Here is a 13,118-nt window from a genome sequence, read left to right on the forward strand (position 1 = left end):
TGATCACGGCCGGTCCGTTCGCGGACGCGGTGTTTCCGGGGGTGTTTCCGCAGCCGGTCGGGCCGCGGAGTTCATTTCCGGCGCCGGGGGAGCGGCGTCGGCGTTCAGGTGCGTGCCGGTGACCCCGGCGCGTTGGCGGAAGGCCGGAGTACGGCCGGACCGCTCGTTGGTGATCAGTTCTTCCAGCCAGCGGACCTCGCGTTCACACGCGTCCAGTCCGTGGCGCTGCAGCTCGAGGGTGTACGCGTCCAGGCGGTCGGCGGCGCGGGCCAGGATCTCCCGCAGCCCCTCCCGGCGCTCCTCGATCCGGCGCCGGCGACCTTCCAGGATCCGCAGCCGGGTGGCCTGGTCGGTGCGGGAGAAGAAGGCGAAGTGCACCCCGAAACCGGCGTCGTCGTACGTCTCCGGCCCGGTGGCGGCGAGCAGTTCGCCGAACCGCTCCTTGCCCTCGGCCGTGATCTTGTAGACAACCCGACCCCGTTTGCTGGTCATCGGGGGAACAATTTCGTTGTTGTTCGCTTCGGCTTCGCTGATCCAGCCGGCCAGCTTCAACCGCTTCAGGGTCGGGTACAACGTCCCGTAACTGATGGCGGCGCGCAGAGTGCCGAGCTTGGTGGCCAGCTCCTTGCGGAGTTCGTAGCCGTGCATCGGGGCTTCCTGCAGGAGCCCGAGGATCGCCAACTCCAGCACCTCGACCTCCCTGAGCGTGTGTCCCGATGTATCGGCTCGATACATCGTCACCGTAGATCGGGACGCCGCATCGTGCAAGTCGGACATCCTGCGCTATCGCCACGCCACGCTCTGTGATGACTGTCGCCGTGGGAGCGGTGACCGCGTACTCTCTTCGCCATGCGCACGCAGCGGCAGGTGGTGGACTACTCGCTTCAGAGGCGGTCAGTCCTGCGTGACGTGCGAAATGGCCAGATCAGCGCCCTGGAAGTGTGTGACGCGTCTCCTTACTTGAAGAACGCAGCGACCTTCCACGGCGAGCCGACCGACGAGCGGTGCCCGATCTGCCGCGTGGACAACCTGACACTTGTCCACTACGTCTATGGCGACGAGCTCAAGAACTCCGCCGGCCAGGCCCACAAGGCCGCTGAGTTGCCGGTGCTCGCGATGACGCTCCGTGAGTGCCAGGTCTTCGTGGTCGAGGTCTGCCGCTCGTGCTCGTGGAATCACTTGATCGAGCGCTACGTGCTCGGCCGGGACGCGTTGGGTGAGGACGAGTCCCCGATGCAGTGGAAAACAGGTTCGGTTTCACAAGCCGGGGAGGCCCGGCGATGAACTGGATCGATGTCGATAACGTAGGCACGTTTAAGGCCGACTCGGGCAGCCAGTGCCGCAATCGGTCATTTCAGACGTCCGAACAGGCGGCTGCCGGAAACGCAGCCCAAAGCGCCCGCTCGTGGCACGGTCTCCGGGAGTCCTTCCCGGACAGCCCGGCCGCGCCACCGCGAACGGTAGGTGTGAAGGAATGAACGCGTACGGCGATCCGCAGAACGCACGAGCCCGGGCCAGAGTGCCCGGGCCGTCCGCTGCTTCCGGACCGGACGACGAGGAACAACGGCCCGGCCCGGATGCCTATCGGCGCCCGGCCGGCTCCGCGTCGGTCGGCTCCGCCTCTCCCGGCCGCGCCTCGGTCTCCCCAGGGCGTGCCTCGGTCGGCGGTGCGGCCCCAGTCGGGGGTCGTGCCTCGGTCGGCGGCGCCGCTCCGGTCGGCGGCCGTGCCTCGGTCGGCTCCGCCGCCGTGGGTGGCGCGGCCGTGCCAGGCCGTGCCGCGGTGGGTGGCGCCCCGATCGGTGGGCGTGCCTCGGTGCCCCCGCCCGGTTCCGGCGGTGGTCCGAGCAACCTGAGCGGTGGTGGCTCCGGCAAGCGCCCGCGCACCAAGGCGGACAAGAAGTACCGCCGCGCGAACATCCTCACCGCCGCGGCGGCCGTGCTGGTCATCATGATCGGCGCTGGCATCGTCGGCGGTACCTACTTCTTCGACGACGTCGAGCTCCCCACGCCCAAGGCGGAGGAGCAGATGAACGTCATCTACAACGCGAAGGGCCAGGTCCTCGCGAAGACCGGTGAAGCCCGGGTCAACGTGCCGTACCAGAACATCACGCTGACCATGTCGCACGCCGTGGCGGCTGCCGAGGACGGCAACTTCTACACGCACAACGGCATCGACATGAAGGGCATCGCCCGCGCCGCGTGGAACAACTTCACCGGCGGCGACAAGCAGGGCGCGTCGACGATCACCCAGCAGTACGCCCGGCACGTCGCCGATCTCAAGGAGATCAGCTACAGCCGGAAGCTGCGCGAGGCGGTCATCGCCCGCAAGCTCGAGTCCAAGTACGACAAAGACCAGATCATGGGTCTGTACCTGAACTACATCGACCTCGGTCAGGGTCGGCTGGGCGCGGAGGCCGCCGCTCAGGGCTACTACGGCGTAACGATCGTCAAGGGTGGCAACGGCAAGCTCAAGGAGATCAACCCGTACCAGGCCGCGGTGATCGCCTCGATCATCAAGCAGCCGTACCCGACGGCCACGCACCAGGGCTACGACCCGGTGACCAACCCCACGGACTCCAAGGTCCGCTGGGAATACACCATGAAGCAGATGCTCGACCACAACTGGATCTCCCAGGAGGTCTACGACAAGCGCGCGTGGCCCAAGCCGCTGACCGGCAAGGCCAGCACAAAATGCGCTACGTGCTGGGACGGCAAACCGGCGGGGGTCATCTCGCGGCATGTCACGTACGAGATGCACCAGCTCGGTATCACCGACCCGATGATCCAAAAGGGTGGTCTGACGATCACCACCACGATCGACCCGGTGGTGCAGAAGGCGGCCGAAGCAGCCGGCTCCCGTGCCAGCAAGAGCTCGCCGATGAACAAGCTGCCAAAGACCTATCAGTCCGCGGTGATCGGTATCGACCCGCAAACCGGCGAGGTGCTCGGCTACTACGGGGGTGACGACCCCTACGGCACCGACTTCGGTGGCTACATGGACGGCAAGGGCACCGGCGTGCAGAACGACGGCGGTGGCGGCCAGTCGCCAGCGTCGTCCTTCAAGATCTACACGTTGACCGCAGCGCTGCAGGCGAACTATTCCTTCAAGACCATCTGGAACGGTGAGCTGAAGCGGCCCGGTAATCGGAAGATCAGCAACGCTGGCCAGGACCCGGGGCAAACTTGTCAGGGTGCAATCACGCACTGTGATCTTGAGCAAGCCACTGTCAAGTCGTACAACTTCCCGTTCTACTGGATCGCATCCCAGCTTGGCGAGCAGAAGGTGATCGCCGCGGCGAAAAAGGCCGGCATCAACTACATGTGGACCGACGCGACCGGGGCCGAGAAGAAGAGTGAGCGGGTCGACCTGAACGCGTCCGACGAGGCCAGCTGGAAAAAGAAGTTCGAGCCCGAGGTGGGCTTCGGCCAGTACCGGGTGCTCCCGTTGGACCATGCCACCGGCGTCGCTACCATCGTGGCCGGCGGCGTCCGGCACCAGACGCACTTCATTAAAGCGATCAAGGCCGTTGACCCGGCAACCGGCAAGATGAGCACGCTGAAGAGCATCACCAAGGAAGGCGTCCGGGTCTTTGACGCGGACAAGATGAGCGACCTGGCCGGCGTCATGGAGCAGATCCCGGATCACGCCAAGCACCCCCTGAGTAACGGTCGCCAGGCCGTCGCCAAGAGTGGATCATGGGAACTCGGCGATGGCAGCTCCGGCAACGGTGACGCCTGGTTCGTCGGGGGTATCCCGCAACTCGCGGCGACTGTCTGGGTCGGCGGCAAGGGAAACCGAGTCGCGCTGAAAAACTCGGACGACTCGAAGATGTTCGGTAGTGGCACCCCGGCCGACATCTGGAAGCAGTTCATCGACACGGTGGCCGAGAAGAAGAAGTGGGACGAGGAGAAGTTCCCGGACCGTATCCCCGGCGGTGACGACTCCCTTGGCAACGGTGTGGCGCCCCCGCCCGTGGAGCAGCCGGTCGAGGACAACAGCAAGGTCTGTGACAGCGATCTGTCGTTCCTCTGCCAGAACCAGGACAGCACCGGCGACACCGGCAACGGCAACGGCAACACCGACAACGGCAACACCGGCAACGGCAACACCGATAACGGAAACACCGACAACGGTGGCAACAACAACGGTGGCGGAAACAACAACGGCGGTTGATGTCTCCCCCGGCTCGAACGGCGCTCACCTCCTTGAGGTGGGCGCCGTTTTTTCATTGACTATCCATCGGTGTGCCGCGCCCGGGTGGCCGCCGATCTCCGAGCTTCATGCGGCATGATGCCAAGACATGAGCGCGCAACCGCCCAACGATGACCGGCCCGACGTCCCGAGTGCGACCTCGGACGGCTTCGTGCGGGGACTGTCGCAATTCATCGGCGGGCCACTCGGCTCGCACGCGACGCGCCCGGACGCCCGGCCCAACCGGTTCTGGACCGCCCCACGGTTGATCCTGGCCCTTACCTGCCTGATCCTGGCGCTCTCCTGGGTGCAGAAGTCACCCTGCATGAGCGGCGACTGGCAGAAGAACGTCCAGTACACCCGGTTCTGCTACACCGACGTGCTGGCGCTGTACTACGCCGAGGGCCTCAGCGACGGCGCCGTGCCGTACGTCGACCACCAGGTCGAGTACCCGGTCGTCACCGGGTACTTCATGGGGGCGCTCGGCCTGCCGGTGCACTGGTACGGCACCACCCAGGACACCGGCATCAACCAGGGCAGCTGGTTCTACAACGCGAACGCGCTGATCCTGTCGCTGTTCGCGGTCGCCACCGCGGCGGTGCTGCTGGCCATGCGACGACGAAGGCCCTGGGACGCCGCGATCTTCGCGCTGTCCCCGATCCTGCTGGTGACCGCCACGGTCAACTGGGACTTCCTGGCCATCGGGCTGGCCGCGATCGGCCTGCTGCTGTGGGTGCGGCGCCGGCCCGCCCTGGCCGGGATCTTCCTGGGACTGGGTGCGGCGGCCAAACTCTGGCCACTGTTCATCCTGGGGCCGCTGCTGGTGCTCGCCCTGCGCCGCGGACGGATCATGCCGTGGGTCGAGGCGACCATCGGCGCGGTGATCACCTGGCTGGTGGTCAACTTCCCGGTCTGGTACTGGTACCACGAGTCCTGGCTGCGCTTCTTCCGGCTCAACTCGGAGCGCCCGGTGGACTGGGGCACGTTCTGGTACGTCGGGCGGTACCTCGACAGCAAGTGGAAGACCGGCTCGCCCGGCGACCGGGGGCCGTTCCAGTGGCTCAGCGACCACATCCCGCAGCTCAACGTGGCGTCGTACGCGCTCTTCGGCCTGGCATGCGTCGTACTCATGGTGATCGGCCTCCTCGCGCCGAAGCCACCGCGACTGGCCCAACTCGCCTTCCTGGTCGTGGCCTTCTTCTTGATCTTCAGCAAGGTCTGGTCGCAGCAGTACGTACTCTGGCTGCTCCCGCTGATCGTGCTGGCCCGCCCGAAGTGGGGTGCGGTGCTGGCCTGGACGGTCGCCGAGATCGGGTATTTCGCCGCGTTCTACGCCGAGCTGATCGGCGCGGGCGGCAAGTCGGTCATCCCGGAGGGCACCTTCGTGCTCGCGTCCAGCCTGCGGCTGATCACCGTCGCGGTGTTGTGCGGCCTGGTGATCCGGGAGATCTGGAAGCCGGAGCTGGACGTGGTCCGGCAGACCTACGGCACCGACCCGGACGCCGGCGTGTTCGAGGGCCCGGACGTCGGCTGGGTGGACAACCTGCGCCGGCACCTCGGCTTCAGCCGCCCCGCGATCCCGGCCGGCGACATGGCGCCGCCGGAGGCTCCGGTGGTGGTCAAGGTCTAGCGACCTGCGGTTTCTCGTCTCTTTCTCGCCGAGCGGGGCGCACCTTCGGGTGTGCCCCGCTTCGCGTTCCACTCACGGCCGCCGATGGTCCGGGTTCACCCTTTTCCGGTACGACCGGAGCACAGCCCCGCGCCTGCTCCCGGCCGCCTTCGCCCTTTCCGCGGTTGCGGCTCGCACTTTGCGCGGCGACCAGTGGGACGACGCGGTCCGTCAGCTGAGGCTGTGCCTCGTTTCGCGCGGTCTGTCAGTTGAGGCGGAGCCTCGTTTCGCGCGGTCTGTCAGTTGAGGCTGTCGCCTTCGTTTCGTGCGGTTTGTCAGTTGAGGCGGAAGACGACCGCGTCGGTGAGGTCCTCGCGGCGGATGCCGAGCGAGTCCACCGGCAGCTCACCGGCCTGCTCCCACGGGGTCCCGGCCACATCGGACCGGACCAGCAGCACGGTGTTCACCCCGATCGAGCGCAGGTACGCGATGCTGGCCAGATCCGGGAACGCCGTGACCTTGGCACGCAGCTCGGCCTGCTGTGCCGCGGCGACGGTGCCCCCGCCGTTCGCGACCTGCTGATAGCGCGACGTGGTCCACAGCTGCACGATCTGATCCTCGAGCGCACCGGTCGGCAGGACCAGCACCGGCCCGCCCACGGTCCGCATCGCGGCCGGTTGGGTGGGCGCCACCGGATGCGCGGTCGAGCTCCAGCCCTCCAACGCCACAAGCAGCAACGGTACGAGGGTGGCCAGCCGCATCCACGGCCCCGGCCACGGCGGTGTGCGCTGCGCGGCGAGCTGCTCGGCACGCCGGACGAACTCGTCGACCGCCCCGCCCGCCAGGATCGCCAGCAGCAGCGTCGTCCAGAGCATCAGCCGGCCCGGGATGCGCAGGTCGAACGAGGCCGGCAGATGCCCGAAGAGCGGCAGGTAGGTCCACCGGCCGCCGAAGAACGTGGTCCCGAGGGTGAGGATCACCGAGGCTGCCAGGGCCAGCACCAGGAACAGCCGCTGACGCCACCGCCAGATCGAGAAGAGCAGGCCGGCCAGGGCCAGTGCGTAGAGCATGAAGCCGGGCAGCAGCGACATCTCGGCGGCCCAGCCGAGCGAGGCACGCGGGGTGGCGTGGGCGGCGCCCCAGATCCGGGACTCGGCCGGCCCGATCAGCAGGCTGCGCAGCGGCGGCGAGAAGAAGTCGATCTCGCTGCTGCGGGTGGGTGAGTCCGGGACCCGCAGGTAGGGGATCGCGATCACGGCACCGACCCCGACGAAGAACAGCACGCCGAGGAAGTTGGTGAGCAGCAGCCGCCAGCCGAGGACGGTGCCCTCCCTCGGCCCCTTCCGCGTGCGCGGCTTGGTGGGTTTGCGCGGTTTCTTCTCACGGCGCGGTTTCGCGAACTTCCGCGCGCCCGGTTTTGCGGCTTCGGCCGTGGCTTTCGGCTGGTCCTGGTCGGTGACCGTCGCGCTGCCCGGCTCGGCGCCCTGCCCAGCGGCCTTTCCGGCGGCCGGCGCCTTTTCAGCGGCCGGCACTGCGGTCTTTTCGGTCGCTGGCGCCGCGGCCTTCTCAGTGGCCGGCACCGCAGCCTTCTCGGTCTCGGGTACCGCGGTCTTCTCAGCGGCCGGTGCCGCAGCCTTTTCGGTCGCGGGTGCCGCGGTCTTTTCGGCGGCGAGCGCCCCGGCCTTCTCGGTCGCCGGGGCCGTGGACTTCTGCGCGTCTGGGTCTGCGGTCTTCCGGATGGACTGGTCTGCGGTCTTCTGCGTGCTCTTGTCCGCGTCCTGCTTCTGTGCAGTCTGACCCGCAGGCTTCAGGCCGGCCTGATCCGCAGCTTTGTCCGTGGCCCGGTCCGTGGCGTTCGGAGCGGCCTTGTCGGCGCCCTCTTCCGCGTCCTTCGTCGTGCCCCGGGCTGACGCTTCCGTCACTCCGGCTGCGGAGCCCTTTTCCGATTTGTCCGCAGTGCCCTTCTGGGCCTCGGCCTCCGTGCCTGTCGCTGTCACGGCCGTGGCCGTCTCGGCTGCCGGCACCAGCGCAGGTGCCAGTGCCTTCGCGGCCTTCGTGCGGCGGCGCTGCCGGAACCAGCGGATCGGCACCGCGATCAGCAGGAACAGCACGATGCCGCCGAGCACATAGGCGAATGGCAGCCCGAGCGAAAAGCCCAGACTCAGCTGCCAGATAGCCACCAGCCAGCCGAGCGCGGCCCACCCGGTATGCCGGAGGGCCGGTCGGAAGCCGTAGCGCAGCGACCAGCCGTGCCCGCGCGCCAGCAGAGCCAGGGCGAGCGGGATCGCGCCGGCCGAGACGATGTCGAGGTGGCCCTCCTGTGCGAGGCGCCAGGGCGCCCACGCGAAGGCGGCCGCCGCCACCGCGGCGCCGGTCGGCCGGACGCCGAGCTGACGCACCAGGGCATACGCGCCGAACAGCAGCAGCGCGTGCGCGACCACGAAGAGGATGTTGTAGCGCAGGATCGCCGCGTTCGGCCCGTCGCCGATCAGGCCGAAGGGCGCGTAGCCGAGCAGGTTGTCGCCGAACGCGAAGCTGTCCTTGGCCGGGAAGTAGGCGTTCGACTGCCAGAGCTTCACCGGGTTGGTCCGCAGGACGTGCCCGACCCAGGAGACCTGCCACGCCTGCCGGGACGGGTCGCCGAGATCCTGCGGCAGGGTGTGCAGCGGGTAGCGCAGGGTCGGCCAGGTCAGCCCGACCGCGAGCAGCGCGGAGATGTAGAAGGACAGCGCGTACTCGTGGATCAGCCCGCGCCCACCGGCCCGCAGCCCGCGCCGGATCCGGCCCGGCGGCTTCTCCGGGATCGTGGTGAAGGCGGTCCAGGGGTCCGGCGGCGCACCGGGTGGCCGGGTGTCGGGCAGCCCGCGCCGTTTCGGCTTGGTGCCCGCCTCTTGCGGGTTGCCGGAAGCGGCCGGGACAGATTCGCGGGATTTGTCAGGCCCGCCGCCGCCGGCCGTCAGCGGCTCAGACGCCGACCCGCCGACCCGCGGCGAGCCGGAGTCCGATTCGTCGGCTTTCGGCGACGCAGCGTCTAAGCCGCTTGCCTTCGGCGACGTTGAGTCCGATTGGCCGGGCTTCGGTGCCGCAGCGTCCGGTTCGGCGGCCTTCAGCGACGTGGTCTCGGCACCGGGCTTATCCGACTTGTCGGTAGCGACCGGCGAACTGTCCTCTTTGATTACTGCCGCGGGGCGCTTCGGGCCGAGGATGCCGAAAAGCCGCTTCCTCTTCGGCTCCCGTGGCACCGGCGCCTCCGCGCCGTCACCCGCGGACCTGATCGAGAGCGATGGCGGCTGCTCGGACATGACCCTCCCCGGACCCGTTCGTCAGGCGCCCGACCGCTCCCGCAGCAGGGCGATGTCAGCGCTCTGACCTTCCACCCCGCCCGGAGTCTCCACAATGGCCGGGGCTCCGGAGGCGCGGATGGCGGCGACCACCAACTCGGGGTCGATCTTCCCATTACCCAGGTTGTCGTGCCGGTCCTGGCCCGAGTCGAATCCGCCCTTGGAGTCGTTGGCGTGGATCAGGTCGATCCGGCCAGTGATCGCCTTGACTCGGTCGACGATGTTCAGCAGGTCTTCGCCGCCGGCGAACGCGTGGCAGGTGTCCAGGCAGAAGCCCGCGCCGAACGAGCCGACCGCGTCCCACAGCCGGGCCAGGTCGTCGAAACGGCGGGCGCACGCGTTGTCGCCACCGGCGGTGTTCTCGATCAGGATCGGGAGGGGGAGGCCGCCCTCCTTCTCCGCGTACTCAAAAGCTTTTCGCCAATTGACGAACCCGGCGTCGAGATCGGCGCCCGCGCCGACGTGCCCGCCGTGCACGATCAGACCTTTCGCGCCGAGCTCGGCGGCGGCCCGGGCGTGCGCTAGCAACAGCTTGCGGCTCGGGATGCGGATCCGGTTGTTGGGCGAGGCGACGTTCACGATGTAGGGCGCGTGGATGTAGATGTCCACCTCGGAGGCCCGCAGCTCGGCCGCGTCGTCGCGCGGCGCGGGGTTCTTGTGGCCCTGCGGGTCGGTGAGGAAGAACTGCACCGCCTCGGCGCCGCGAGCAGCGGCCTCGACCAGCGGGTCAGTGGGGTCGACATGGGCTCCGATGCGCATGCCACGAGCCTACGACGCCGGTCCGACACTTTCCGCCGAGCGTCACCGGCCTCCGCTACCCGTCGTTAGCCCCATCGATCACGTTTGACCGTTTGCCGGTCAAGGCCGGTGCCGAACTGGGGAGAGTGCATGGCGCGGCGGTTCCGATACCGGGTGGCGGCACTGGTCGCCAGCGGTCTGCTCCTCGGCTTGCCGCTGCTCAGCACCGGTACGGCGAGCGCCGACCAGTTCGAACCGGGCGATCGCCGGGTGACCTTCGGTGGGGGTGTGCTCGGCCTCTCCTGCAGCTCCCAGCCCAGTGTCGAGAAGCTGACGGTGCCCGCGGACAGCACGCTGCACGTGGTCAACCGGACCGGTCACGACGCCCGGCTGGAATTGGCGGGTGCCTCGAAGGGTGTCATTCCGGACGACGGCGCGGCCGAGGTGCTGTTCCGTCGCGGTACCACTCCGGTGCTGCTCACCCCGGACTGCACGGGCGCCGACGACCCGGTCCCGATGCTGGTCACCGCGGTGCCGTCGGCCGCGGCGTCGCTGGCCAACCCGGCTCCCGGCGACTCCGACTCGGCCGGCCCGTCGTCGATGGGCACCGGCTCGTCCGGCAACTCGTCGGCGTCCGGCTCAGCGCGGCCGACCGACCGGCCACCGCGCTCCCGGCCGACCCGTACCTCGGCGGACTCCACCCGCGCCGGCCTGCGGGTACCTGACGACGACCGCCCGTCCACCCCCGCGCGGGACACGACGAGCGCGGCCACCGCGACGCCACGCGACGATCAACCCCACAAGATCAAGAGCAAGGCTTCGCGTACGGCGGACACCGCCGCCTCGGCGTTTGCCGGAATGCCGCCGGGCGACCGTGCGTCGATGGCGCCTGCCGACCCCGCGTCGGTGACCAGCGTGACGAGCGCCGACCCGGTCGTGCCGGGGTTCGAGGACTCGCCGGGCGCGGAAGCGGACCGTCCCCTCGCCGCTCCAGCGGCCGAACCGGTCGCCGCGCTGCAGCCGCTGCGCACCACCCGGCCGATCGGGCTGCTCGGGCTGACCGCGATCGTTTGTGTGCTAGGTGTTCTTACCGCCGCGATTCGGGCAATCGTGTCGCAACGTGCATCCCGGGCAAATCTGGCGTAAGCTTCGGCTGGTAAGGCTCCGCGGGGCGACCGCGTCCACCTCATCGGTGTGGTCGTTCCTCCCCAGGTCCCACCCAACGAACCGGACCGGACGCCCCGCGGCTCTGCATGACGAAAGACCCCGTCCACGGACGGGGTCTTTCGTTTTGGGCTGGAGGCTACCTCGTGGGTATGCTGGCTCGGTTCGCAGTCTGAACCGCCGTGGGCGTGCCTCTCGAGGCGTTCTCTCTCCCACGGCTTTCTGCTGCGTGCGACTCAAGACCTCCTGCCACGGAGAGACCGTGGCCGCAAAGCCCATAGGAGGTGAATGTCTTGCGTCATTACGAACTCATGGTGATCCTCGATCCTTCGCTCGAGGAGCGCACCGTAGCCCCGTCGCTCGACCAGTACCTGAACGTCATCAGGACTGCCGGCGGCTCGGTGGAGAAGCTCGACGTCTGGGGCCGTCGCCGGCTCTCGTTCGAGATCAACAAGAAGGCTGAAGGCATCTACGCGGTCGTCGATCTGCAGGCGACGCCCGAGGCCGTGGTCGAGCTGGACCGTCAGCTCAAGCTCAACGAGTCCATTCTGCGGACCAAGGTCATCCGTCCCGAGACCCGCTGAGTCGTTTTTTGTCAGAGGGTCCTGAGACCCTTTGTCTCAACGACTTGAGCGGCGAGGAGAAGTTTCATGGCTGGAGAAACCGTAATCACGGTTGTTGGCAACCTGGTCAACGACCCTGAGCTGCGCTTCACCAATTCGGGTGCTGCGGTCTGTTCGTTCCGCATCGCCTCCACCCCGCGGACTCTGGACCGGCAGTCGGGCGAATGGAAAGACGGCGAGCCACTCTTCCTCTCGTGCAGTGTCTGGCGTGACGCCGCCGAGCACGTCTCCGAGTCGCTGCAGCGCGGCGCTCGGGTGATCGTGCAGGGCCGGCTGCGCCAGCGTTCGTACGACACCAAAGAGGGAGAGAAGCGCACCGTCATGGAGCTCGAGGTCGACGAGATCGGCCCGTCTCTGCGCTACGCCACGGCGAAGGTGCAGAAGGCGAGTCGCTCCGGCGGCGGCGGGGGTGGCTTCGGCGCCTCCGGTGGCGGCGGTGGCGGCGGTGGCAACCGGCAGCAGCCCGGTGGCGGTGGCCAGCAGTCCGGTGGCGGCGGCGGTCGGAGCAACGACTTCGACGACCCGTGGGCATCGGCGGCTCCGGCCTCCAGCAACCGTTCCGGCGGTGGCGGCAACTCCTCGTTCGACGACGAGCCTCCCTTCTAAGCCTTCGGGCTTTCTTGTTTCTTGAGTTCAGGAGTAAGAGCTATGGCTAAGGCTGCGGCGCTTCGCAAGCCGAAGAAGAAGGTGAACCCGCTCGACAAGGACGGGATCACCTACATCGACTACAAGGACACCGCGCTCCTGCGGAAGTTCATCTCGGACCGCGGCAAGATTCGTGCCCGCCGCGTCACCGGTGTGACCTCGCAGCAGCAGCGACAGATCGCCCGCGCGGTTAAGAACGCCCGCGAGATGGCGCTTCTGCCGTACACGGCTACGGCTCGCTGAGGAGGATCACCCAAATGAAGATCATCCTCACGCAGGAAGTGTCCGGCCTGGGCACCCCCGGCGATATCGTCGAGGTGAAGAACGGTTACGGCCGCAACTACCTGCTTCCGCAGGGCTTTGCGATCCAGTGGACCAAGGGCGCCGAGAAGCAGGTTGTGGTGATCAAGCGGGCCCGCGAGGCTCGCGAGATCCGTGACCTGGGCCAGGCGAACGAGGTCAAGACCCAGCTGTCCAGCCTCAAGGTCGCGCTGAGCGCGCGGGCCGGCAAGGACGGGCGTCTGTTCGGCTCGATCACCCCGGCTGAGGTCGTCACCGCGGTGAAGACCGCCGGTGGCCCCGCGCTGGACCGTCGTCGTCTCGAGCTCCCGGGTCACATCAAGACCACGGGCTCGTACAACGTCCTGGTCAAGCTGCACCCCGAGGTGACCGCCACGTTCCCGGTGAACGTGGTCGCCGCCAAGTAACACCCCGCACCACAGCGAACGGCATGCCGGTGATCCGGCATGCCGTTTCGTTTTTCTCCCGGCCGATGGCTGGTCCTCAGGGGTGCCTCCACGACGTGG

The 13,118-nt window shown here is 68.2% G+C and carries 11 protein-coding genes; 8 read left to right on the forward strand and 3 right to left on the reverse strand.

Annotation, left to right across the window (positions count from 1 at the left end; genetic code table 11):
* Nucleotides 1-3: 3 nt before the first annotated feature.
* Entirely contained in the window at nucleotides 4-690 is a 687-nt protein-coding gene (locus ADL15_RS38265) for a PadR family transcriptional regulator (RefSeq protein ID WP_067702073.1), read from the reverse strand.
* A gap of 159 nt (nucleotides 691-849) precedes the next feature.
* On the opposite strand from ADL15_RS38265, the gene ADL15_RS38270 reads away from it, so the two are divergent.
* The 3 genes from ADL15_RS38270 (at nucleotide 850) to ADL15_RS38280 (ending at nucleotide 5,822) form a co-directional block, all read left to right on the forward strand.
* Nucleotides 850-1,284 carry a DUF5318 domain-containing protein gene (locus ADL15_RS38270; RefSeq protein WP_067702077.1) on the forward strand — a complete coding sequence of 145 codons (435 nt, stop codon included), beginning with the start codon at nucleotides 850-852 and terminating at the stop codon, nucleotides 1,282-1,284.
* 463 nt (nucleotides 1,285-1,747) lie between these two features.
* Complete coding sequence (locus tag ADL15_RS38275) at nucleotides 1,748-4,174, forward strand: transglycosylase domain-containing protein (RefSeq protein WP_232344797.1); 2,427 nt, start codon at nucleotides 1,748-1,750, stop codon at nucleotides 4,172-4,174.
* A 127-nt stretch (nucleotides 4,175-4,301) separates the two neighbouring features.
* Nucleotides 4,302-5,822 carry a glycosyltransferase family 87 protein gene (locus tag ADL15_RS38280; RefSeq protein WP_067702080.1) on the forward strand — a complete coding sequence of 507 codons (1,521 nt, stop codon included), beginning with the start codon at nucleotides 4,302-4,304 and terminating at the stop codon, nucleotides 5,820-5,822.
* 314 nt (nucleotides 5,823-6,136) lie between these two features.
* Here ADL15_RS38280 and ADL15_RS57210 read toward each other — a convergent pair whose 3' ends face one another.
* Nucleotides 6,137-9,103 carry a hypothetical protein gene (locus tag ADL15_RS57210; RefSeq protein ID WP_394326973.1) on the reverse strand — a complete coding sequence of 989 codons (2,967 nt, stop codon included), beginning with the start codon at nucleotides 9,101-9,103 and terminating at the stop codon, nucleotides 6,137-6,139.
* A gap of 21 nt (nucleotides 9,104-9,124) precedes the next feature.
* Entirely contained in the window at nucleotides 9,125-9,901 is a 777-nt protein-coding gene (locus tag ADL15_RS38295; RefSeq protein ID WP_067702082.1) for a deoxyribonuclease IV, read from the reverse strand.
* A 129-nt stretch (nucleotides 9,902-10,030) separates the two neighbouring features.
* Between ADL15_RS38295 and ADL15_RS38300 the strand changes: the two genes are divergently transcribed.
* The 5 genes from ADL15_RS38300 to rplI all read left to right on the forward strand — a co-directional run bounded on the left by ADL15_RS38300 (nucleotide 10,031) and on the right by rplI (nucleotide 13,019).
* On the forward strand, nucleotides 10,031-11,026 hold the full coding sequence (locus tag ADL15_RS38300) for a hypothetical protein (RefSeq protein WP_067702085.1): 996 nt from the start codon (nucleotides 10,031-10,033) through the stop codon (nucleotides 11,024-11,026).
* A 311-nt stretch (nucleotides 11,027-11,337) separates the two neighbouring features.
* Entirely contained in the window at nucleotides 11,338-11,628 is a 291-nt protein-coding gene (gene rpsF, locus ADL15_RS38305; RefSeq protein ID WP_067702088.1) for a 30S ribosomal protein S6, read from the forward strand.
* A gap of 66 nt (nucleotides 11,629-11,694) precedes the next feature.
* Entirely contained in the window at nucleotides 11,695-12,273 is a 579-nt protein-coding gene (locus ADL15_RS38310) for a single-stranded DNA-binding protein (protein ID WP_067702091.1), read from the forward strand.
* A gap of 42 nt (nucleotides 12,274-12,315) precedes the next feature.
* Nucleotides 12,316-12,555 carry a 30S ribosomal protein S18 gene (rpsR, locus tag ADL15_RS38315; RefSeq protein ID WP_007073789.1) on the forward strand — a complete coding sequence of 80 codons (240 nt, stop codon included), beginning with the start codon at nucleotides 12,316-12,318 and terminating at the stop codon, nucleotides 12,553-12,555.
* A gap of 14 nt (nucleotides 12,556-12,569) precedes the next feature.
* Nucleotides 12,570-13,019 (forward strand): 50S ribosomal protein L9, encoded by a 450-nt coding sequence (gene rplI, locus ADL15_RS38320; RefSeq protein ID WP_067702094.1) that lies wholly within the window; start codon nucleotides 12,570-12,572, stop codon nucleotides 13,017-13,019.
* Nucleotides 13,020-13,118 lie beyond the last annotated feature (99 nt).

The organism is Actinoplanes awajinensis subsp. mycoplanecinus (assembly GCF_001509495.1).
Taxonomy (GTDB): domain Bacteria; phylum Actinomycetota; class Actinomycetes; order Mycobacteriales; family Micromonosporaceae; genus Actinoplanes; species Actinoplanes palleronii.